Source organism: Methylobacterium brachiatum (assembly GCF_020523825.1).
Taxonomy (GTDB): domain Bacteria; phylum Pseudomonadota; class Alphaproteobacteria; order Rhizobiales; family Beijerinckiaceae; genus Methylobacterium; species Methylobacterium brachiatum.
In genome coordinates, this window is record NZ_JAJALK010000005.1 from 251,028 (window position 1) to 272,195 (window position 21,168).

Below are 21,168 nucleotides of genomic sequence, written 5' to 3' on the forward strand. Positions count from 1 at the left end.
CGTTGACCTCATGAGACTGGAGTTCGACCGATGCTGCGATCCGAGACCCCGCCGCCGCCCGGAAACCTGCCGGCCGATGCCCCGCCGGATTCCGAGAACCCGACCTCGGCCCAGCTCAAGGGTGACATCGACAGCGGCCGGACCGGCGACAAGATCCCTCATGTCGATGTCGGGGCCGCCCCGCTCGGCACCTGCGACGAGGCCGGAGGCACGCCCCCGACACCGCAGCGGGTCCGGCTCGCGCGGCTGACCGAGCGCGCGCCCTCCGAGAAGGCGGCAGCGGGCGTCATGCAGCAGCGCACGCCCTGGATCACCCCGGCCTATGCCGGCGCCATCGTGGCGATCGCGGCCGTGCTAGCGATCGCTCTCTGGTTGACGCACTGACCCGGAGCCGGAGCCGGACAGTACCGGGATGGTGCAGGACGGCACGGTGCCGATGCGGGCAGCTTAAAGGTCGATTCACGTCGATGCGGTTAGCGTGAGCTTACTGCAGTCTTGCGTAACCCGATCCTCATGCCCCCATCCGTCGACGCTCCGCCGGACCTGTCCGGGCTCCTCGAATTGTCGCGGATCGAGAATCTCGATCTGAAGCCGGTGATCCTCCGGGTGCAGACCGACCTGTTCGTCCGGTCGCCCGGCCGGGATCGGGCCCAGGTCGAGATCTTCGAATCCCTGGCCTGCGGCCTGATCCCCACGGTGGACGACGAGACCGCCGAGGTCGTCGCCCGCAAGCTGGCCCCCTTCCCCGAAACGCCCCCCTCCGTCCTGGAGGCCCTCGCCGTCCGGGGCGGCACCGTCCGCGACACGGTGGTGACGTTGGCCCCTGTGCTGAGCCACCGCCTGATCGAGGCCGCGCTGGCCGACGGCTCCGACATCGCCGCCCGCATCGCGGCCCGGGTCGGGCTGAGCCGCGAGGCGGTCGACGAACTCTCCCGCGAAGGCCGTCCGGAGATCGACCTCGCCCTCGCGGCCAATCTCGGCATCACCCTGCGCGGGGCAGCGCTGGCCCGGCTGGTGAGCCGCGGCCGCGGCGTCGCCGAACTGGCGCGCCTCCTCCTCGCCCGCCCCGACGTCTCGGCCGCCGACCTCGTGCCGCTCTACCTCCATGCCGACCCGATCCGCCGCGAAGTGATCGGCCGGACCGTCGAGGCGACCGCCGCCCTGCGCCCCTGCCCGCCCCCGCCGCGCGGCCTCGGCGAGACGCTGACCGGCCTCTCTTCCAACCAGGACGTCCCGACCTTCATCGCGGCCCTGGCCGACGGCCTCGGCCTGGCGCACGATTTTCTTACCGTGGTCGCCGAACCCGGCGCGCGCTACGACCTGTTGACGCTCGGCCTGCGCGCCGCCGGCCTGCACGAGGAGGAGGCGGTCTACATCTTCCTCACGCTCAACCAGGGCGTGGCGCGGTCCGCCGAGCGGGTGGCCGGGCTGGTGCGCCTGTTCCGGACCGTGAGCCGGCCGGCCTCGCGCGACCTGATCGCGGCGATCCTCGACACCCCCCTCGCCGAGCGCGGACGGAGCGAGGCCCACCAGCCGCTGCACGGCCCGGAGGCCAAGCTGCGTCAGGGCCCCGAGCGCGCCGGCGCGCAGCGCCCGCCCCTGCCGATGCGCGCCTTCCGGGCGACCGGCGGCGAGGCCGGCTGACGCACAAAGGTCAGGGATCCAAAGGAGCACAGCCCTTGTGCGCGTGAAGGGCGAAGCCCTTCCTCATCAGGGCTCCGCCCTGATAACCCGCCAAAGGGCTAGGCCCTTTGGGAACCCGTGGCTCTATGTCGGTTCAGCGGGGCTCCGCCGGACCATGCCAGGCAGGCTGCCGGTCGGAGGCTTCCAGCGTGTCGTTCGAGGCGGGCTCGTCCACGCCGGCGCGGCGGCTCAACTCGGCCATCAGGCCCCGGGCCAGCACGGCGCGCACCGCCCGGCTCTCGGGGGGAACCGCCTCGAGGGCGGCCGGCAAGGCCGCCTTGGCGCCCGCGACCGCCGATCCGGTGAGCTTGCGCGTCTCCGCGGCCGGATCCGTACCGTTACGCAGCATCGCCAGATACGAGAGCGCGCCGATCACCAGCGCGGCGCGCAACAGGAAGGTCATCGGACGGGCTCCTTCGCGGACATCGCGCGCTATCGAAACCCGAAAATGCGTCGGGTTTCGTGAACTCCGCCGCAACCCTCCCGGTTTTCGGCGTCCATGGTGAACGAAGCCCATTCCCGGGCGTCTGGTTACCTTGCGGAAAGCATCCCGAGCAATCGGACAAGTCCCGCAACACTCGTTTAAGCCGCCCCTGCGACTGTCCGGTAGTCGTTTTGAAGTCGAGCCGGAGGCGCGAGGAATGTCGATTGGCATTCACCGCGGCGCGTGTGAGCCTTGCCTGTTAAAAAAGCCCTGACTTCTCTGCTCGACGACCGCCTCGCGGGTCTGGTCCACGAATCCGTGGCGGACGATGCGAGCGTGCGGTTCCGGCATGAGCGTTTCCTGATGTCGCGCCTCGCCACCGGCATGGTGATGATGGCGGCGCTGCCGCCCTATCTCGTCTGGCGCGGCGTCCCGTCGGGCATCGAGGTGCTGGCGATCGCGAGCCTGCTGCTGCCGGTGCTGGCCGCCGTCCTGCTCGCCCGCACCGGCTCCCTCTGGGTGGCGCACGCGGTGTCGTCGGCGGGGCTGACCGGATTGGTGGTCTGCCTGGCCGGCCTCACCGGCGGCGCCGCCTCCCCGGCCGCGGTCTGGCTGGTGGCGATCCCCCTGGAGGCCTTGGTCTCCGGCTCGATGCGCGCCACGGCGGCCGCCGCCGTCCTGGCCGTGCTCGGCGTGCTCGGTGTCGTCTCCCTCGGCTCCTGGGCCGGCACCGTGCCGATGATGGACATCTCGGCCAGCGTCGCCCTGCCGGTCTTCGCGATCACGGCGATCGGCCACGTCGCCGCCCAGGCCCTGGAGCACATGCGCAACGAGGGCACCTGGCGCGAGCGGCTGCGCGACAACGAGGCCCGCGACCGGCTGCTGCTCTCGGCGATCGACGACCTCGTGACCTGGCACGACCGCAACGGCCGGGTGCTCGAGGCCTCCGTCTCGGCGAGCCGCCTGGTCGGCAGCGACGCGGCGCGGCTGCGCGGCCACGGCCTGCTGGAGCGGGTCCATGTCGCCGACCGGCCGGCCTTCCTTAAAGCGGTCAGCGATGTCGCCGCGACCGGACGGCCCGCCACCCTGCCGCTGCGCCTGCATGTCGAGCCGGCCGCTGGCCGTCCCGACGGCGCCCGCCTGATCCATGCCGAGATGCGCGCCCACCGGATCGAGCACGGCCCCCACGATGCGGCCATGACCGTCGTGGCCGTGACCCGCGACATGACCGAGCATCACCGCCACGCCGAGGAGCTGGAGCGCGCCCGCGCCGAGGCCGAGCGCGCCGACGCGATCAAGGGACGGTTCCTGGCCAACGTCACGCACGAGCTGCGCACGCCGCTCAACGCGATCATCGGCTTCTCCGAGGTGCTGGCCGGCGAAGGCGCGATCAGCCTCAGCCCGGATCAGGCGCGGGAATATGCCGGGATCATCGGCTCGTCCGGCCACCACCTGCTCGGCGTCGTCAACACGCTGCTCGACATGAGCCGGATCCAGAGCGGCAATTTCGACTACGCGCCGGAGATCTTCGATGCCGCCGCGCTGGTCCGGTCCTGCTGCGACCTGATGCGCCTCAAGGCCGAGGCGGCCGGGGTCACCCTGGTGGCCGCCGTGTCGGGACCGATCGAGATCACGGCCGATCCGACCGCCTGCCGTCAGGTGCTGATCAACCTGATCTCGAACGCCGTGAAGTTCACCCCGCGGGGCGGCCGGGTCGACCTGTCCCTGCGCCCGGGGCCGGACGGGCTCGACATCGTCGTGGCCGATACCGGGGTCGGCATCGGCGAGGGCGACCTGCCCAAGCTCGGCACGCCGTTCTTCCAGGCCGGAAGCGGCGGCTACAAGCGCCAGCACGAGGGGACCGGCCTCGGCCTCTCGGTGGTCCAGGGCCTGGTCGGCCTGCATGGCGGCGCGCTGCAGATCGAGAGCGCGCCCCAGGCCGGCACCGTCGTGACCGTGACGCTGCCTCTGGTCTGCCGGGATCCGGCCGCCGCCGCCGGCCCGGCCCCGATCCGCACCGCCGTGCGGGGCGCCAGCCCCCCGCGCCGGTCGGTGGTGCGCCTGCCGCTCGGCCTGTTTGACGCCGAGCCGGCCGCCTCGGAGCCGACCCTGCGTCGGGCCGGCTGAGCCATCGATCCGCGAGAAGGAGACACGATGTCAGGCTACCGCGAGATCACCGTTCCGGGGGAGGCACGCTCCGCCCGCCGTCCGGCGCCGCGCCGGGCCGCCGCCGCCCCGAGCGACTGGCGCGGCGTGCTGGTCGGTGCGTTGAAGGCCACGGGCGCCTCGTGCCGGAACAGCCCCGGCACGGTGCTGAGCAGCCTCGTCGCCGTGGGCGCGGCGGGCTTCATCTGCTTCAACGCGCTGGGGCACCAGTCCGGCCGCCATCCGGCGCCGATCCTGCCGAAGGTCGCCGCGCAGAAGGCCCCGCCCCCGCGCGAGGCGGCGGCCCCGAAGGAGGCGATCCGGGATGTCGCCAAGGAACCGACGCAGCCCGACCGGACCGCCCCCGCCAAGCAGGCCGCCCGCGACCCGATCGCCGAGCTGATCCGCTCCGACGAGACCACCGCCTCGGTGACGCCCCGGGCCGTCCCGGCTCGGAGCACGGCCAAGCCGGTGCAGAAGGATGCGCCCAAGGAGGCTTCGAAACCGGCGAAGTCCGAGAAGGACGCGGATCCGGTGCTGCGGGCGCAGAAGGCGCTCTCGAAGCTCGGCTATCCGGTCAAGCCCGACGGCGCCATGGGGCCGGGCACGCGCGCGGCGATCGAGAAGTTCGAGCGCAGCGCCAAGCTGCCGGTGACCGGCGAGGCGTCGGGGCAGACCCTGCGCGCGCTGATGTCCCGCGCCGGCGGCCAGGGGTAGAGCGCCCGCCGCCGGGGCGAAGACCGATTCGGCGGCCGGCGCGTGGTGACAACGACGACCGACGAGGTCCCGCCGGTGCGATGCGCTCAGTATTGCGTGCCGGTGAAGCGGCAGATCGTCTTGCAGCGCGGGCCGCCATTGCCCTGCCACGACTTCGCGTGACCGATCGACCCGGTCATATCCTGCGTCGGATTTCCGCCCGGGCGATGGACCACGATGTTGCAGGCATCGCTCGGCGTCCGCTGGTAGCGGGGGCACGACCGCGACTCGCGATTGCCCAGCAGATCCATCAGCGTGTCCGCCCCGGCGCTGGCCGGCGCGCTCACGGTGAACACCGACGTCATGACCAGTGCAGCAATCCAAGCGAATCTCGGCATGCAGATGCTCCTTTCCGCGCCGCCTCCTGCAGTTTTGAGCGGCTTATGCTCAGTTAATCATCAGATTTCAGAGTATATGTGCGGAAACACACATCGATAAATTTGGTTTTAATCCCGAATATCTCGGAAATTCTTTCGGGAATATTTTGCGCCCTCCATCGTATGTGAGGATACCGCAGCGACGAGGCGCTCCGAGCCGATCGTCCGGTTGCACCGGTCGGCGCTTTCGCGCATCCCGGGGACGCTTCCGGGAGGCCCGACACGCATGCGCCTGCGCTCCGATTTCTGGGTCTCCGCCCATCTGCGCCGCCTCGGGGTCGAGGGCATCCCGGCCGTGCTGCGCCGGCGCGGCTCTCCCGAGGCCGGGGCGATCTTCGTGAAGGTCGACCGTCTCGACGGCACCGCCGACCTCTACGGCCCCGCCCCCCAGGCCCTGTTCGAGGCCGAGGACAGCGGCGACCGCCGCTTCACCGCCCTGATCACGGGCGGCACGCCGCTCGACGTCGAGGAGCGGTTGACCAAGGAGATCCGGTTCGATTCCGACCTCTGGATCATCGAGATCGACGATCGGCAGGGGCGGCATTTCTTGGAGCTGGCCGAATAAGCTTCCGTCTTCGAGACGATACCTTCTCGGCCGCTTTCATATCATCCGGACCGCGGCATATCGGTCTTTCCGGCGTATTCAAATATATATTTCCGATATTCGCCCGAGTAACAACCGGTTCATCCCCGCGGTTGTCTGACGAATATGCAAATAGCCAGGCTTCAGCGAATAGAATAGCCAGCTTACGCTTATTTCGACCGGAAACCCATGTTCCGAATTTAACTGTCAGTTTATGGAGTGTTTGTACGCCCAGCCTGACGGGGATCTGGTGATGGACATGAAGATATCGTTCGTTCTGAGAGGTCTGATCGGGCTGCTCGCGATAGGCTTCCTCGCGCAAGGCGTCATGAGTGTGCTGCAGCTGCGCGCCGTCAACGCCAATGCCCGAGATCTCTCCGACAACTGGATGCCCAGCGTGCAGGCACTGGGCGACCTGAAATACAGGATTACACGACTCCGGCTCGCCGATGCCCGCTATGTGACCGCGCTCGAGCCCGTTTCCGAACTGGACTCGGTATCCGCGCGCCGCCTCAAGGAGGTCGAAACCGTCGCCACGCGCTACGAGCCGCTCATCGCAAGCGCGGATGAACGGGCCGCGTGGCAGGTCTATCAACAGAACTGGACCGCGTATCTCGGCTTTCGTGCGAAGATCATGGCCGCCGCCCAAGCGAAAGATCAGGGCATCTTGAACACGCTCTTCCAGACGTCGCGCAAGACGTTCGACGAGGTGATCCAATCCCTCGACCGCAGCACGGCCTTGAATGTCTCGGGGGGCGATGACGCCAAGGCCAAGGCCGAAGCGTCCTACGAGCATGCCCTCTGGATGATCGGCCTGCTCTGCTGCGCATCCTTTGCCTTTGGGCTCGCCGGCATCGTCTATGTGCTCGTCGGCGTGACGCGCCCGATCAACCGCCTGATCCTGCGCATGCGGAATTTGGCGTCCGGCGATGTCGAGGCCTCGGTGCCCTACACGGACCGCACCAATGAGATCGGCTCCATTGCCGCCGCCGTTGAGGCGTCTCGGGAGAACCTGGTGCGGACGCGGCAACTGGAAGAGGAAACGGTGCTGGCCCGCGCTTCCGCCGAGGAGCAGCGCAAGGCCGGGATGCGCCAGATGGCCGATGCTTTCGAGGACGCGGTCGGCGGTATCGTCGGCATGGTCTCCTCGGCCGCCACGGAGCTTCAGACGACCGCACAGACCATGACGGTCACGGCGGGGGAAACCGCCAACCAGTCCGGCTCGGTCGCCGCGGCGGCCGAACAAGCCGCCGCCAACGTCAACACGGTCGCTGCGGCGGCCGAGGAACTCGGATCGTCCGTGCAGGAGATCGGGCGTCAGGTTTCGGGCTCGTCCGATCTGGCCCAGACGGCGGTGGGCGAGGCCGACCAGACCATGCAGCTCGTCCAGGCCCTCAGCCAAGCCTCCTCCCGGATCGGCGACATGGTCGGGCTGATCTCCAACATCGCGAGCCAGACCAACCTTCTGGCGCTCAACGCCACCATCGAGGCGGCGCGCGCCGGCGAGGCCGGCCGGGGCTTCGCGGTGGTCGCCACCGAGGTCAAGGAACTGGCCACTCAGACGGCACGGGCGACGGAGGAGATCAGCGGCCAGATCAGCCAGATCCAGGGCGTGGCCGGCCAAGCGGTGGCGGCGATCGGCTCGATCACCACCCGCATCCGCGAGATCAACGGCGTGGCAACCTCGATCGCCGCCGCCGTCGAACAGCAGGGTGCGGCCACGCAGGAAATCGTCCGCAACGTCGCTCAGGCGTCCGCCGGCACCAGCGAGGTGACGAGCAACATCACGGGCGTCGCGCGCGCCTCGGAGGCGACGGGATCGGCGGCCAATCAGGTGCTGTCGGCGGCCTCCGAGCTGTCACGCCAGTCCGAGCACCTGAACGGCGAGGTCCTCCGGTTCCTCTCGACCGTCCGGGCGGCCTGAACCGGGACGGTTACGGCTTCGAGGCGGGCCGCCTTCATGGGCCCGCCGCAAAGCCCGGGATGGACGAGAACCGATCCAACGCCGCTTCGGGTGACCGACCATTGGAGGCTGGCGCGCGCCTCTACCCCCACAGATCCGCCTCCGGCGGGTGCACGATGCTGCCGTCGTAGCGCAGCGGCGGGTCGCGGTCGCGGGCGAGGAGCAGCGGGCCGTCGAGGTCGACGAAGTCGGCCTGGGACGCCAGCAGCGTGGCGGGCGCCATGCCGAGCGAGGTGCCGAGCATGCAGCCGACCATGACGGAGAGGCCCCGGGCCCGGGCCTCGCGGGCGAGCAGGATGGCCTCGGTGAGGCCGCCGGTCTTGTCGAGCTTGATGTTGATCGCGTCGTAGCGGCCGGCCAGCGCGTCGAGGCCGGCGCGGTCGTGCAGGCTCTCGTCGGCGCAGACCGGGACCGGGTGCGGGATCTCGGCGAGTAGGGCGTCGGCATCGGCCGGCAGGGGCTGCTCGATCAGGGCGACGCCGGCCTCCAGGCAGGCCGCGAGGTTGGCCTCGACGGTCTCGGGCCGCCACGCCTCGTTGGCGTCGACGATCAGCCGCGCTTGTGGCGCGCCCGCCCGCACGGCGGCGATGCGCTCGGGATCGCCGGCCCCGCCGAGCTTGACCTTGAGCAGCGGACGGTGGGAGGCCGCCCGGGCGGCCTCGCCCATGCTCTCGGGGGTGCCGAGGCTCAGCGTGTAGGCGGTCACCGCCGGGGCGGGGGCGGCCAGCCCGGCGATCTCCCAGGCCCGGCGGCCCTGGAGCTTGGCCTCCAGGTCGAACAGGGCGCTGTCGAGGGCGTTGCGGGCGGCGCCCGCCTTCATCCGCGTCGCGAGTTCGTCCCGCCCGATCCCGGCGCCGATCGCATCCGCCTGTCCCTCGATCAGGGCGACGACGCTCTCGACGCTCTCGCCGTAGCGCGGATACGGCACGCATTCGCCGCGCCCGACCCCGTTCGCGTCCGTGAGGGTCGCCACCACCACGGCGATCTCGGTGCGGCTGCCGCGGGAGATCGTGAAGGCGCCGGCGATCGGGAAGCGCTCGACGGACAGGGTCAGGCGGCGGGCCATGTCAGACCTCCGGGAAATCGGCGACGATCCGGTCGACCAGCCCGGCGACGCCGAAGCGCACCGGATCGGTGGCGGGCAGGCTGTGCTCCGCGGCGAGCTTGTCGAGCAGCGCCTTCGCCTCGCTCTCGCCGAGCGCCTGCGTGTTCACGGAGATCCCCACCGGCTTGATCGCCGGGTTGGTCAGGCTGCCGAGCTGCACGGTGAGGTCGATCACCTGCTGGAGGGTCGGCAGCGGGTGCTTCACGCCGCGCATCGTGCTCCGGGTGGGCTCGTGGCAGACCACGAAGGCATCCGCCTGGGCGCCGTGCAGCAGACCGAGGCTGACGCCCGCGAAGGAGGGGTGGAACAGCGAGCCCTGGCCCTCGATCAGGTCCCAGTGATTCGGGGCGGCCTCGGGGGAGATCGTCTCGACGGCGCCGGAGATGAAGTCGGCCACCACGGCGTCGATGGCGACGCCCCGGCCGGAGATGAACACGCCGGTCTGGCCGGTGGCGCAGAAATCCGCGTCGAGGCCGCGCTCGCGCATGCCGCGCTCCAGGGCCAGCACGGTGTACTTCTTGCCGACCGAGCAATCGGTGCCGACGGTGAGCAGGCGCCGGCCCGCGCGCTTGGTGCCCTTGCCGGTGGGGAAGCGCTCGTCGGTGTGGCGCACGTCGTGGAGCTGCCGGCCGCGGCGCGCGGCGGCCTCGGCGATGGCCGGGACCGCACCGAGCTTGACGTGCAGGCCGCTCGCGACGTCGAGCCCGGCCTCGATCGCCGCCACGATCTCCTTGACCCAATGGTCCGGCAGGACGCCGCCGGCGTTGACGACGCCGATCACCAGGGTCCGGCAGCCCTTGGCCAGGGCCTCGGGCAGGGTCATGTCGGGGATGCCGAGATCGGCGGCACAGCCCGGGAGCCGCATCTGGCCGACGCACCACTCGGGGCGCCAATCCTTGATGCCGTAGGCGGTCTTGGCCGCCAGCGTGTCGGGCACGTCGCCCAGGAACATCAGATAGGGCGTGGCGATCTGCATCGGTCGGGAAACCTTCTGGGGAAACCGGCGCCCCGTCTATGCGGGATCGCGGCTGCCCGGCGCAATGCACGATGGCGGCCAGGGCGGTGGACGCCGCCCCCGCCCGGCGCGTCGCCGGCCTATGCCCTCCGCCGCGGCGCCGGATTTATCCGCGCGTTTCGCACTTTCGACCGGCCGCGACCGGAACGGGCCGCCCGCGAGCACGATTGCCGTTGCACCCCGCGCTCCCGATTTGCGACTTGTGCCGATCGAGCCGCCATCCGCAACCGGAGGCCCTCCGATGATCTTCATGACCGACGCCGCGGGGGCCCTGACCTATGTCAGCCCCGAATGGCACGGCCTGACCGGACAGAATCAGCGCGACGCCGTGGGCCAGGGGTGGTTCGAGCGGCTGAACACCGAGGACGGCGCGGTCTTGCGGGCGGTCATCAAGGAGGCGGCGCAGGCCAAGGCGGAGTTCATCGTCCGGTTTCGCCTGTCCCGCGACGGCGGCGGCTCGATCTGGGCGGCGGCCGGCGCGGTGCCCTCCTACGGGCCGCCCGACCATACGTTTCTGGGTTTCCTCGGCTCGATCACCGAGCTCGTCCCCGGCAGCGAGGCGCTGTCCGCGCAGGGCGGCCTCGGCCGCTTCGTCCCGCCGCCGCCGCGCCCCTCGACCGCGCCGGCCTCCACCCTCGACCTGGTGGCCGACCACCTGCTGATGGCCCACGGCCTGATCGAGGTCGATGGCGGCAAGTCGGCGCTGGCGCCGCTGCGCGAGGCCCTGTTCCGGGTCGGCCAGGAGATCGCGCAGAAGATGACGGTGTCGCCGGTCTCGTCGACGCTCGAGAACGGCGACACGCTTCACTGACGCCGGTCCCGGCGCTCACCGGGACCGGTCGCGGCGGGCGCGATCAGGCGGCGCGTCGTCGCGCCACCGCGGCCTCGTCCGCCACCGTCTCGGCCGGCGCGACGCGGCCGGTGGCCCGGACCATGCCCTCGGCGCCGGCGAGCGCGCCCGGGCGCAGCTCCAGGCCGAGGAAGCGCGCGCGCTCGAACGGGCCCGGCAGGGTCAGGCCCTCCGCCAGCGCGGGGTCGAAGCCGAAGCGGGTGTAGTACGGCGCATCGCCCACAAGCAGCACGGCGCCGTGGCCGAGCGATTCCGCCCGGCCGAGGGCGGCCTGCATCATCACCGAGCCGAGGCCCTGGCCCTGGATCTCCGGATCGACCGCGAGCGGCCCGAGCAGCAGCGCCGGACGGGCCAGGCCGGCCTCGACGTGCCACAGGCGCAGGGTGCCGACGAGGCGGCCGCGCCGGGTCGCCGCGAAGGCGAGGCCGCGGGCGGGCAGCCGTCCCTCGCGCAGGCGCTCCGAGGTCCGAGCGCGTCGGTTGCCGGCAAAACAGGCGTCGAGCAGGCGCTCGCGCGCCGGGACGTCATGGATGCGCTCCGCGCGGATCTCGATCATGACTGTGCCCTCCCCGGGCCGACAAGCGGGAGAAGCAGACGTTTGCCGGAGGGCCGAACGCCCTTCGCCAAGATGGAGGCTGGAGATCGACGTCCGGCGGCTCGGGGCCGCCGGACATGTCCTACGCAGATTCAGATGACGATCTGCTGAAGGGGCGGGAAGCCGTTGAAGGCCACCGCCGCGTAGGTCGTGGTGTAGGCGCCCGTGCCCTCGATCAGGACCTTGTCGCCGATCGAGAGCGAGACCGGCAGCGGGTAGAGCTGCCGCTCGTAGAGCACGTCCACCGAGTCGCAGGTCGGCCCGGCGATGACGCAGGGCTCGGTCCGGTCCCCGTCCCGGGTGGTGCGGATCGGGTAGCGGATCGACTCGTCCATGGTCTCGGCCAGCCCGCCGAACTTGCCGATGTCGAGATAGACCCAGCGCACCTCGTCGGCGTCGGCGGACTTCTTCGACACCAGCACGACCTCGGCCTCGATCAGGCCGGCATTGCCGACCATGCCGCGGCCCGGCTCGATGATCGTCTCCGGGATCTGGTTGCCGAAATGCTTGGTCAGGCCGCGGAAGATCGCCTCGCCGTAGCTCTCCACGCCCGGCACCGCCTTGAGGTACTTGGTCGGGAAGCCGCCGCCGAGATTGACCATCGACAGGAAGATGCCGCGCTCGGCGCATTCACGGAAGATCGCCGCCGCGGAGCCCAGCGCGCCGTCCCAGGCCTCGGTATTGCCCTGCTGCGAGCCGACATGGAACGAGATGCCATAGGCCTCCAGCCCCTGGCGGTGGGCGTGCTCGAGCACGTCGGTCGCCATCTCGGGCACGCAGCCGAACTTGCGCGACAGCGGCCAGTCGGCGCCGGCGCCGTCGCACAGGATGCGGCAGAACACGCGCACGTCGGAGGCCGCGACCGCCGCGGCCTCGGCGGCCCGGGCGATCTTGTCGACCTCGGCCTGGCAATCCACCGCGAACAGGCGGATGCCGAGCTTGAGCGCGCGGCCGATGCAGCGCTCCTTCTTGATGGTGTTGCCGAAGGAGATCCGGTCGGGGGTGGCGCCGGCGGCCAGCGCCATCTCCATCTCGGCCACCGAGGCGGTGTCGAAGCAGGAGCCCATCTCGGCGAGCAGGCGCAGCACCTCGGGGGCCGGGTTGGCCTTCACCGCGTAGAACACGCGGGTGTCCGGCAGGGAGCGCGCGAAGGCGGTGTAGTTGTCGCGCACGACGTCGAGGTCGAGGACCATCACGGGTCCCTCGTCCTGACCGAGGTCACGGCGCACGCGCAGGAAATCACGGATGCGATCGGTCATGGTCGTCTCCCGGCACGGGTTCGCGAGCGCCCGTCTCGCGGGCGCGCTGTCGATGTGACGACCCCACGGGTCGCCGGCGTCAGGGGGCGATGCGTCGCGCGGACCCACGCGCTTTGGAGACGCGTCGATCCAGGCGGGCGCAGAGCACCCGGAAGCTGCCGTGGATTGGAAGGGATGACCCCCACCGCACGCCGGGCAAAGAGAAACAAGCCTCTTCGGTGCCGGCCTTTGGAGGGCCGACGAGACCAAAAAAGCCCGTTCGTCGTTGCTTTAAGCTGCGTCCCCCGTGGAGAGCGGGGTTCGCCGGTTTCGCCTCCGGCTGCCGGTTGTTGTCGGGGTCCGGTGTTGCCACCTGGATGCCGGCCGTAGGGATCCACCCTTGCGACCATCGATCCTTTAAGACCCCTGGCGGCTGTCCGGCAGTTGACCGGATGCCCACCAACCGGCACGCGGCCACAGGCACGTGCGAAATTGGGCAGGGCGCATATACGGAGATCGACCCCCGACAACAAGGGGATTGCGGCCCGATCGACCCGTATTTCCCCGCCAAATCCGCACCGCGGCCGCGGCGTTGCAAAAACGGCGCAGTCCGGGTGCCGCCGCCTGGCCGCGCGGGCTTCCCAAGCGGTCCGGAAGCGGGCATCTGACCGCCGGAGCGATGTCCTCAGACGAGCGTATGATGGCCGGGCCGAACAGATCGAGAGCGGTGCCCGATCGCCTCGCCGCCGTGCCCGGCTCCGGCGCCTCACTCTTCCGTATCGGCCTGGACCGTTCCGGCTTCGGCGCCGGCGCGACGGCCCGGGCGTGAGCCCCCCCGTGAATGCCGCCGCCGGCATGCCGGTGCCCGCGCCCCGCGGTGACGCGCTCCCGGAACCGCTGATCCGCACCGCCGATCTCGCCGATCTCGATGCCCTGGTCGCCCTGGAGCACGCCGCCTTCGCCACCGACCGGGCGGAGCGCCGGGCGATCCGTCACGCGATCCGGTCGCCCAGCATGGATGTGCTGGCGGCACTGATCCCGGGGCCGGACGGGGATCGGGAGCCGGTCCTGGTCGGTGCGGCGGTGCTGGAGCGCCGGCGCGGCAGCCGGATCGCCCGCCTCGCCTCGATCGCGGTGGCGCCCAATCGCGGCGGCCTCGGGCTCGGCGGGAAACTCCTCGACGCCGCGGAGGCCCAGGCCCGCGCCCATGGCTGCGACCGCCTGCGCCTCGAGGTCCGCGCCGACAACGGCGCCGGCATCCGCCTCTACGAGCGTCGCGGCTACACCCGATTCGCCGTGCAGCCCGCCTATTATGAGGACGGGATGGAGGCCTGGCGCTACGAGCGCGGGCTGTAGGGATCACGCGCCGGGCCGCCCCATCGCGGCCATCGGCTCCTGCGGCTGCACTGATCCGGCGTATCGCGCGAGACCCAGCCCTGACGCATGCTCGGCGAACGGGACCGGCACCCGGACACGGGTCGCCGATTGTTATGGTGCGCAGATCAGTCGCGACACCGGAAACCGAACCGATATTATATCTCTCTTGTTTGAATCAGGCACATCCTGTTGGATATTTATGGAATAATGGCGCTTGAGCAGCGCATATGTCAGTACAGATCATTGAACAAATTTCGCATCTCCGCTTTACGATCTTGAGATTTCAACATATTATCTATCCCAAGCGACAGCCTGTCCTTCCGGGGATTGAATTTTAAACATCAATTTTACGAATGAGCAAAAGTTTTGTCGATCACTCAGTTTGAAATGTTAAAAACGGCGGCACGCATATCCCGTCCCGTTTTATATTCAGAGTTCAGAGACTGAAGATGCCGCGCCTAACCGGTTTCTCGATCCGCACGACGATCTGTCTCGTCCTGTCGGCGATGGGGCTGATCATCCTGAGCTACGCCACGAGTACGCTGATCGAGGTGCGCAGGCAGGCGGTGCAATCGGCCCAGGTCGCGACCCTCGCCCAGGTGAGCCGGGCGTCGCTCAACGGCCTGCTGGCCACGCGCCTGGCACGGGGCGTCGCCTTGCAGGGCATGTCCGGCGACAGTCCCGCGGACGGGCCGACCCTGGACACGCTCGACACGAACGATCGGCTTGTCCGTGACGCCACGACGGAGATCGTGACCCGCCTGCGGGATCAGGATCTGCCGGCGGTCGGGGCGACGCTCGGGCGGCTTCAGGCCGCGCAGGACGCGGTGACGACCCTCCGGCCCCGCCTCGGCAAGGGCATCCGGCTGGCCAAGACGGAGCGCGAGGCCGGTCTGACGGAGGAGACGAAGCGGATCTGGCAGGAGATGCTGGATGCGCTTTCCGCCACGGCCGATGCCGTGGACGCCGCGATTCCCCTGTCGGATCCGGTCCTGCGCCGCAACCTCGAGATCAAGCGCGCGGCCTGGGCGATGCGCATGGCGAGCGGGGCCGTCGGGCTGCGCATCCAGTCGACGCTGGCGGCGGGGCGGTCCTGGCCCCTGGCCGAATCCATGGTGGCATCCGCGGAGCTCGGCCGGATGGAAGCGGCCTGGGCGCGCCTGAGCGAAGCGGCCCCCGGGGCCTCGGATACGGTCCGCGCGGCGATCTGGAGGGCCGGGGCCAGCAATTTCGAGGGGACCGGCCTGGCCCGCCGGACGAGCCTGTACGACGCGTTCAGCCAGCAGAAGCCGCCGGGCATCACGCTTCTGGAATCGCGGACCCGCAACACGGCCGATCAGCAGACGATCGTGGATGTCGGCACGGCCGCCCTCGACGAGATGATCGGGCGCGCCGACAACCTCGTGCACGCGGCGAACGCCGCGCTGGCGCGGAATGCCGTGGTCCTGCTGGCCGCCGTGCTGCTCGTCGGCCTGGGCCTGCTCGCGGTGTTCCGCGGCGTCCTGAGGCCGATCCGGCGGATCACGACCACGATGCAGGTGCTCGCTGACGGCGATACATCCGTCGAAGTGCCCTTCCGCGACCGTCGCAACGAGATCGGCGAAATGGCCGCGGCCGTCCAAGTGTTCAAGGACAATCTGATCCGCGCCCATGCGCTGGAACAGGAGACCGCCCGGGCGCGGCTGGCCGCCGAGGAGCGGCGCAAGGCCGGCCTGCACCAGCTGGCGGAAAGCTTCCAGCAGGCGGTCGGCGGCATCATCAGCCTCGTGTCGTCCTCGGCGACGCAGCTGCAGGCCGCCGCCCAGACCATGACGACCACCGCGACCCAGACCGCCAGCCAATCCACCACGGTGGCGGCCGCGGCCGAGCAGGCGACATCCAACGTCAACACCGTGGCGGCGGCGGCCGAAGAGCTGGGCTCGTCGGTCCAGGAGATCGGGCGGCAGGTCGACGGATCGGCCAAGCTCGCCCAGGTCGCCGTCGACGAGGCCGGCCAGACGGGCATGCTGGTTCAGGAATTGAGCAGCGCCGTCGGCCGGATCGGCGATGTCGTCGGGCTGATCTCGAACATCGCCGGTCAGACCAACCTGCTGGCGCTCAACGCCACGATCGAGGCGGCCCGGGCCGGCGAGGCGGGGCGTGGTTTCGCCGTCGTGGCCTCCGAGGTGAAGGCGCTCGCCGAGCAGACCGCCAAGGCCACCGAGGAGATCGCCGGGCAGATCGCCCGGATCCAGACCTCGACCGGCGATGCCGTGACGGCGATCGGGTCGATCAGCACGCGCATCCGGGAGATCAACAATGTGGCGACCACGATCGCCGCGGCGGTGGAGGAGCAAGGCGCGGCGACCCAGGAGATCGTGCGCAATGTCGGGCAGGCGGCGACCGGGACCGGCGAGGTCACCCGCAACATCGCGGGCGTCGCGGGTGCCGCGGACGAGACCGGCAACGCGGCGAGCCAGGTGTTGAGCGCGGCGACCGAGCTGTCGCGGCAATCCGAGCACCTCAATGCCGAGGTCGCCCGCTTCCTCGACACCGTCCGGGCCGCGTGACGGACCCGCGCCGGGTCACCGGATCGTGCGATCCGGGGGCCGCCCTGTTCCCGCCCTGTTAGGAGAGTCTTACAGCCCCGACCCTACATCGCTGAGGCCGCCCCGAGACCTCGCCGCGCATGAGACGCCGTCCATGGCCGTGATCGCCGCCTTCGTGATCAATGCGGGGCTCAACTTCGTCCTCGGACTGCTGATCGCCCAGCTCCTCGGGCCGGCCGATTTCGGCCGGTTCGCCCTGGCGACCACCGGGGCGGTCGTGCTGAACACGGTGCTGTTCGAGTGGCTGCGGCTCTCGGCGACGCGGTTCTATTCGGGGCGCGTGCGCGTGGACGAGCCCTGGATCCGGCACGGGCTCGACCGGGCCTATCTGCGCATCGGCCTGCTGCTGCTCGGCGCCGCCGCCCTGTGCGGGGCGTTCGGCTTCGGCGGCGACGGGGCGGGCGGGCGCGAGGCGGTCCTGTGCGGCACGGGGCTGGCCGCGCTCGGCATCGGGGTGTTCGACTACCATGCGGCTCTGGCCCGCGCCCGGTTCGACGGCAAGCTGTATCTCGGCCTCGTGGCGGTGAAGAACGTCCTGGCCTTCATCCTGATGGCCGCGGCCGCCTGGTGGCTGCCGCAGCCGGCCTGGGTGCTGGCGGCGGCCGGCCTCAGCCAGCTCGCCGCCGTGATCCTGCTGCGCCATCCGCTGCGCGACCCCGCCATGCCGTTCGAGCGGCCGCGGCTCACCGCGACCTGGGGCATCTTCGCCCGCTACGGCCTGCCGCTGATCGCCGCCAACACCGCCTATCAGTGCCTCGCCTTCGTGAACCGGGGCGCGATCGCCGGCCATGCGGGCTTCGCCGAGGCCGGCTATTTCGCGCTCGCCGCCGACGTCACCTCGCGCTCGCTGATGACGCTGGGCACCGCCCTCGACCTGCTGCTGTTCCAGTTCGCCGTGCAGGCCGAGGAGCAGCATGGCCGCGCGGCGGCCGAGGCGCAGGTCGCCGAGAATGCCGGCACCGTGTTCGCCCTGCTGGCGCCCTGCGCGGTCGGGTTCTGGGCGGTGCTGCCGGCGCTCCAGGGGCTCGTGGTGCCCGACGCCTATCGCGGCCCGTTCGAGCGCTACAGCGTCGCGCTGATGCCCGGCCTGTTCTGCCTGGCGATGATGTTCTACGCCCTCAACCCGGTCTTCCAGATCCGCCGCCGGACCTTGCCCGTGATCGCCGCCGCCCTGGTCGGGCTCGCGGTCAACGGCGCCGGCCTGCTGCTGCTGCCCGCACTGATGGGCGGGATGGGCGTCGCCCTGGCCCAGACCCTGGGGCTTGCCGCCGCCGCGCTCTGGCTCGGCTGGCGGGCGCTCACCGGCTCCGAGCGGATCGTGCTGCCCTGGGGCCAGATCGGTGTGGCGGCCCTCGCCTGCGGGGCGATGGGGCTGGCGCTCGCGCCGTTCCGGCACCTGCCGCCCGCCGCCGCGCTCGCGGTTCTGGTCCCGGCCGGGGCGGCTCTCTACGGGGCGCTGGTCTGGATCTTCGACATTGCCGGCCTGCGCCGTCAGGTCGTCGCGCGCCTGCGCCCGAACCGGACGATCGCCGCGGGATAGGCCGGCGCGTCTTCATCGTCCACGCTTCGCCAAGCCCGCGACGCCACCTCCGCTTGAATCCGCCGCGCGTTCCGGCGAAACCGGGTCTGGAACAAGTCCAAAAAGAACCGGGGCGGAGACGATGGGCGGCTACGAGCCCGGCACCGAGGCGGAGGCGGAAGACATCGTGCGCGCGGCCGCCGGGCGCGGCGAGCGCCTGCGGCTGGCCGGCGGCGGCACCGCCGCGGGGCTCGGCCGGCCCGCGCAGGACAGCGCGACGCTCTCCGCGCAAAAGCTCACCGGCGTGACGCTCTACGAGCCGGCCGAGATGGTGGTGGCCGCCCGGGCCGGCACGCCGCTCGCCGAGGTCGAGACGCTGCTCGCCTCCCGGGGCCAGATGCTGCCGTTCGAGCCGATGGACTGGCGCGGCCTTTACGGCACGACCGGCGAGCCGACGCTCGGCGCCGTGGCGGCGACCAACAATGCCGGCCCCCGCCGGATCAATGCCGGGGCGGCCCGGGACAGCCTGATCGGCGTGCGCTTCGTCAACGGGCGCGGCGAGGCGATCAAGTCGGGCGGCCGGGTGATGAAGAACGTCACCGGGCTCGACCTGGTGAAGCTCATGGCAGGGGCGCACGGCACCCTCGGGCTGCTCACCGAGGTCACCTTCAAGGTGCTGCCGGCCTGCGAGCGCGTCGCCACCCTGGTGTTTGCCGGCCTCGACGATGCCCGGGCGGTCGCGGCCCTGGCGGCGGCGCTGGGCTCGCCGTTCGAGCTCACCGGCGCGGCGCACCTGCCCGCCGGCATCGGCGCCCCCGAGGCCCGGACGCTGATGCGCCTCGAAGGGTTTTCCGAGTCGATCGATTACCGGACCGGCGAATTGCGCCGCCTGCTCAAGCGCTTCGGAAGCCCGGAGCTTCTGGAGGGCGAGGCCGGCACCGCCCTGTGGCGGGCGGTGCGCGACGCCAGCCCCCTGGCAGAGCCCCGCGACACGGCCCTGTGGCGGATCTCGACGGCCCCCACCCACGGGCCGGCCCTGGTGGCGGCGATCGCGGCCGGGCGCGAGGCCCGCTGGTTCTACGATTGGGGCGGCGGCCTGATCTGGCTCGCCACCGGATCGGCCGGCGATGCCGGCGCGGCCCTCGTGCGCGCCGCTCTGCGCGACCAGGGCGGCCACGCGACGCTGGTGCGCGCCCCCGATTCCGTGCGGGCTTCCGTGCCGGTGTTCCAGCCCCTGGCGGACCCGCTGATGCGGATCACCGCCGGGATCAAGACGGCGCACGATCCCGCCGGGGTGCTGAACCCCGGCCGGATGTACGCGGGCGTTTGAGACGGGTCCCCTCCCCGCCAGACCGGGGAGCGCAGGCAGGAAGGCATCGTGCAGACCAATTTCAACCTCGCCCAGCTCGCCGATCCCGCCATGGCGGCGTCGGAGAAGATCCTGCGGACCTGCGTGCATTGCGGCTTCTGCACCGCGACCTGCCCGACCTATCTCCTGCTGGGCGACGAGCTCGATTCCCCGCGCGGGCGGATCTACCTGATCAAGGACATGCTGGAGGGCGGCAAGCCGGCCTCGCAGGAGGTGGTCAAGCACATCGACCGCTGCCTCTCCTGCCTGTCCTGCATGACCACCTGCCCGTCGGGGGTGCATTACATGCACCTCGTCGATCACGCCCGGGCGCATATCGAGACGACCTTCGCGCGCCCCGCGGGCGACCGGTTCCTGCGCGCGCTGCTGGCGCAGATCCTGCCCTACCCGAACCGGTTCCGGCTGGCCTTGATCGCCGCCAAGCTCGGCGCGCCGTTCCGCGGGCTCGTGGCGCGGCTGCCCCGGGTGGGGAACCGGCTGGCCGCGATGCTCGATCTCGCCCCGGCCCGGCTGCCCGGCAGCGAGCCGACCAACCGGGCCGGCCGCTTCGCGCCGGAAGGCGGAGCGGCGACCAAGCGCGTCGCCCTGCTGCGCGGCTGCGCCCAGAGCGTCCTGCGGCCGGATTTCAACGCCGCGGCGATCCGGCTGCTCAACCGGCACGGGATCGAGGTGGTCCATGCCGAGGAGGGCTGCTGCGGGGCGCTGACCCACCACATGGGCAAGGAGGCTTCCTCCCACGCCCTGGCCAAGCAGGCCATCGACGCCTGGGACGCGGAGATCGCCAAGGGCCTCGACGCGATCCTGGTCACCGCCTCGGGCTGCGGCACGACCATCAAGGATTACGGCTTCATGTTCCGGGAGGACCCGGCCTATGCCGAGAAGGCGCAGCGGGTCTCGAGCCTCGCCAAGGACGTGACCGAGTACGTGGCCCAGCTCGAGCTGGCGGAGACCGTGGAGAGCGACCTCGTGGTCGCCTACCACTCGGCCTGCTCGATGCAGCACGGCCAGGGCATCCGCACCGAGCCGAAGACCCTGCTCAAGCGCGCCGGCTTCACCGTGAAGGACGTGCCGGAGGGCCATATCTGCTGCGGCTCGGCCGGGACCTACAACATCCTGCAGCCCGAGCTCGCCGCGAAGCTGCGCGCCCGCAAGGTCGCCAATATCGAGCGCATCCGACCCGACGTGATCGCCACCGGCAATATCGGCTGCGCCACGCAGATCGGGAAGGGCACCGGCATCCCGATCGTGCACACGGTGGAGTTGCTGGACTGGGCCACCGGCGGCCCGAAGCCCGCCGCCCTCGATGGCGTCGCGCCGCGGCTGGAGGCGGCGGAATAGGGCTGCGCCGACGCTTGCTTCTCCGCCGCAAGCTACCGGCCTCATACGCCGCCGGATGAAGCGGAAGTCCCCTCTCCCGTGCGGGAGAGGGACAGGGTGAGGGATGCGACCTCTCCAGAAACACCTGACCCCTCACCCCAACCCTCTCCCGTGCGGGAGAGGGGGCGCGTGACGGCCTGAACAAGCCGATATGTGAACGTCGTAGCCTATGCTTGAGGAGAAGCGCAGCGCCCGGCCGTCCGA

At 70.9% G+C, this 21,168-nt stretch carries 18 protein-coding genes; 12 read left to right on the forward strand and 6 right to left on the reverse strand.

The features are described 5' to 3' along the window. The first annotated feature begins 30 nt into the window (after positions 1–30). Together LGR69_RS14020 and LGR69_RS14025 are read left to right on the forward strand one after the other, a co-directional pair. Complete coding sequence (locus LGR69_RS14020) at positions 31–384, forward strand: hypothetical protein (protein ID WP_091860829.1); 354 nt, start codon at positions 31–33, stop codon at positions 382–384. 129 nt (positions 385–513) lie between these two features. Further along, the gene (locus LGR69_RS14025; protein ID WP_230366391.1) at positions 514–1,644 is read left to right on the forward strand and encodes a DUF2336 domain-containing protein; all 1,131 of its coding nucleotides are present in this window, start codon (positions 514–516) and stop codon (positions 1,642–1,644) included. A 133-nt stretch (positions 1,645–1,777) separates the two neighbouring features. On the opposite strand, the gene LGR69_RS14030 is transcribed toward LGR69_RS14025, so the two are convergent. Beyond that, positions 1,778–2,086 (reverse strand): hypothetical protein, encoded by a 309-nt coding sequence (locus LGR69_RS14030; RefSeq protein WP_007563554.1) that lies wholly within the window; start codon positions 2,084–2,086, stop codon positions 1,778–1,780. A 273-nt stretch (positions 2,087–2,359) separates the two neighbouring features. Here LGR69_RS14030 and LGR69_RS14035 point away from each other — a divergent pair, with 273 nt between their 5' ends. Together LGR69_RS14035 and LGR69_RS14040 are read left to right on the forward strand one after the other, a co-directional pair. Further along, positions 2,360–4,234, forward strand: coding sequence for a PAS domain-containing sensor histidine kinase (locus LGR69_RS14035; protein ID WP_091860838.1), 1,875 nt, complete (start codon positions 2,360–2,362; stop codon positions 4,232–4,234). A 27-nt stretch (positions 4,235–4,261) separates the two neighbouring features. Beyond that, positions 4,262–4,969, forward strand: a complete 708-nt coding sequence (locus tag LGR69_RS14040; protein WP_230366392.1) for a peptidoglycan-binding domain-containing protein — start codon at positions 4,262–4,264, stop codon at positions 4,967–4,969. Positions 4,970–5,055: 86 nt separating this feature from the next. On the opposite strand, the gene LGR69_RS14045 is transcribed toward LGR69_RS14040, so the two are convergent. Beyond that, positions 5,056–5,313, reverse strand: coding sequence for a hypothetical protein (locus LGR69_RS14045; RefSeq protein WP_085985795.1), 258 nt, complete (start codon positions 5,311–5,313; stop codon positions 5,056–5,058). 298 nt (positions 5,314–5,611) lie between these two features. Between LGR69_RS14045 and LGR69_RS14050 the strand changes: the two genes are divergently transcribed. Together LGR69_RS14050 and LGR69_RS14055 are read left to right on the forward strand one after the other, a co-directional pair. Further along, the gene (locus tag LGR69_RS14050) at positions 5,612–5,950 is read left to right on the forward strand and encodes a DUF1491 family protein (RefSeq protein ID WP_091860844.1); all 339 of its coding nucleotides are present in this window, start codon (positions 5,612–5,614) and stop codon (positions 5,948–5,950) included. A 271-nt stretch (positions 5,951–6,221) separates the two neighbouring features. Then, a complete protein-coding gene (locus LGR69_RS14055) occupies positions 6,222–7,892 on the forward strand; it encodes a methyl-accepting chemotaxis protein (protein ID WP_230366393.1) in 1,671 nt (556 codons plus the stop codon). Positions 7,893–8,013: 121 nt separating this feature from the next. Here LGR69_RS14055 and dgcA read toward each other — a convergent pair whose 3' ends face one another. Further along, positions 8,014–8,997 (reverse strand): N-acetyl-D-Glu racemase DgcA, encoded by a 984-nt coding sequence (gene dgcA, locus LGR69_RS14060; RefSeq protein ID WP_007563565.1) that lies wholly within the window; start codon positions 8,995–8,997, stop codon positions 8,014–8,016. 1 nt (position 8,998) lies between these two features. Continuing rightward, complete coding sequence (gene dgcN / locus LGR69_RS14065) at positions 8,999–10,012, reverse strand: N-acetyltransferase DgcN (protein WP_230366394.1); 1,014 nt, start codon at positions 10,010–10,012, stop codon at positions 8,999–9,001. Positions 10,013–10,292: 280 nt separating this feature from the next. On the opposite strand from dgcN, the gene LGR69_RS14070 reads away from it, so the two are divergent. Beyond that, the gene (locus LGR69_RS14070) at positions 10,293–10,862 is read left to right on the forward strand and encodes a PAS domain-containing protein (RefSeq protein ID WP_230366395.1); all 570 of its coding nucleotides are present in this window, start codon (positions 10,293–10,295) and stop codon (positions 10,860–10,862) included. A gap of 43 nt (positions 10,863–10,905) precedes the next feature. Here LGR69_RS14070 and LGR69_RS14075 read toward each other — a convergent pair whose 3' ends face one another. Continuing rightward, a complete protein-coding gene (locus tag LGR69_RS14075; RefSeq protein WP_122161571.1) occupies positions 10,906–11,457 on the reverse strand; it encodes a GNAT family N-acetyltransferase in 552 nt (183 codons plus the stop codon). A 131-nt stretch (positions 11,458–11,588) separates the two neighbouring features. Continuing rightward, on the reverse strand, positions 11,589–12,755 hold the full coding sequence (locus LGR69_RS14080) for a type III PLP-dependent enzyme (protein WP_007563574.1): 1,167 nt from the start codon (positions 12,753–12,755) through the stop codon (positions 11,589–11,591). Between the two features lie 834 nt (positions 12,756–13,589). Here LGR69_RS14080 and LGR69_RS14085 point away from each other — a divergent pair. From LGR69_RS14085 to glcF, 5 genes are all read left to right on the forward strand, one after another. Continuing rightward, positions 13,590–14,090 carry a GNAT family N-acetyltransferase gene (locus LGR69_RS14085; RefSeq protein WP_050732150.1) on the forward strand — a complete coding sequence of 167 codons (501 nt, stop codon included), beginning with the start codon at positions 13,590–13,592 and terminating at the stop codon, positions 14,088–14,090. Positions 14,091–14,560: 470 nt separating this feature from the next. Next, the gene (locus tag LGR69_RS14090) at positions 14,561–16,660 is read left to right on the forward strand and encodes a methyl-accepting chemotaxis protein (protein WP_230366396.1); all 2,100 of its coding nucleotides are present in this window, start codon (positions 14,561–14,563) and stop codon (positions 16,658–16,660) included. 133 nt (positions 16,661–16,793) lie between these two features. Beyond that, a complete protein-coding gene (locus LGR69_RS14095) occupies positions 16,794–18,239 on the forward strand; it encodes a lipopolysaccharide biosynthesis protein (protein WP_091860859.1) in 1,446 nt (481 codons plus the stop codon). A gap of 121 nt (positions 18,240–18,360) precedes the next feature. After that, positions 18,361–19,548 (forward strand): FAD-binding protein, encoded by a 1,188-nt coding sequence (locus tag LGR69_RS14100; RefSeq protein WP_230366397.1) that lies wholly within the window; start codon positions 18,361–18,363, stop codon positions 19,546–19,548. Between the two features lie 48 nt (positions 19,549–19,596). Further along, a complete protein-coding gene (gene glcF, locus LGR69_RS14105) occupies positions 19,597–20,925 on the forward strand; it encodes a glycolate oxidase subunit GlcF (protein ID WP_230366398.1) in 1,329 nt (442 codons plus the stop codon). Positions 20,926–21,168 lie beyond the last annotated feature (243 nt).

Coding starts and splice junctions, on each gene's coding strand:
- LGR69_RS14070 (WP_230366395.1), top strand. CDS start 10,293: ATGATCTTCATGACCGACGCCGCGGGGGCCCTGACCTATGTCAGCCCC.
- LGR69_RS14085 (WP_050732150.1), top strand. CDS start 13,590: ATGCCGGTGCCCGCGCCCCGCGGTGACGCGCTCCCGGAACCGCTGATC.
- LGR69_RS14090 (WP_230366396.1), top strand. CDS start 14,561: ATGCCGCGCCTAACCGGTTTCTCGATCCGCACGACGATCTGTCTCGTC.
- LGR69_RS14025 (WP_230366391.1), top strand. CDS start 514: ATGCCCCCATCCGTCGACGCTCCGCCGGACCTGTCCGGGCTCCTCGAA.
- dgcN (WP_230366394.1), bottom strand. CDS start 10,012: ATGCAGATCGCCACGCCCTATCTGATGTTCCTGGGCGACGTGCCCGAC.
- LGR69_RS14095 (WP_091860859.1), top strand. CDS start 16,794: ATGGCCGTGATCGCCGCCTTCGTGATCAATGCGGGGCTCAACTTCGTC.
- dgcA (WP_007563565.1), bottom strand. CDS start 8,997: ATGGCCCGCCGCCTGACCCTGTCCGTCGAGCGCTTCCCGATCGCCGGC.
- LGR69_RS14075 (WP_122161571.1), bottom strand. CDS start 11,457: ATGATCGAGATCCGCGCGGAGCGCATCCATGACGTCCCGGCGCGCGAG.
- LGR69_RS14050 (WP_091860844.1), top strand. CDS start 5,612: ATGCGCCTGCGCTCCGATTTCTGGGTCTCCGCCCATCTGCGCCGCCTC.
- LGR69_RS14100 (WP_230366397.1), top strand. CDS start 18,361: ATGGGCGGCTACGAGCCCGGCACCGAGGCGGAGGCGGAAGACATCGTG.
- LGR69_RS14020 (WP_091860829.1), top strand. CDS start 31: ATGCTGCGATCCGAGACCCCGCCGCCGCCCGGAAACCTGCCGGCCGAT.
- LGR69_RS14030 (WP_007563554.1), bottom strand. CDS start 2,086: ATGACCTTCCTGTTGCGCGCCGCGCTGGTGATCGGCGCGCTCTCGTAT.
- LGR69_RS14045 (WP_085985795.1), bottom strand. CDS start 5,313: ATGACGTCGGTGTTCACCGTGAGCGCGCCGGCCAGCGCCGGGGCGGAC.
- LGR69_RS14080 (WP_007563574.1), bottom strand. CDS start 12,755: ATGACCGATCGCATCCGTGATTTCCTGCGCGTGCGCCGTGACCTCGGT.
- LGR69_RS14040 (WP_230366392.1), top strand. CDS start 4,262: ATGTCAGGCTACCGCGAGATCACCGTTCCGGGGGAGGCACGCTCCGCC.
- LGR69_RS14055 (WP_230366393.1), top strand. CDS start 6,222: ATGGACATGAAGATATCGTTCGTTCTGAGAGGTCTGATCGGGCTGCTC.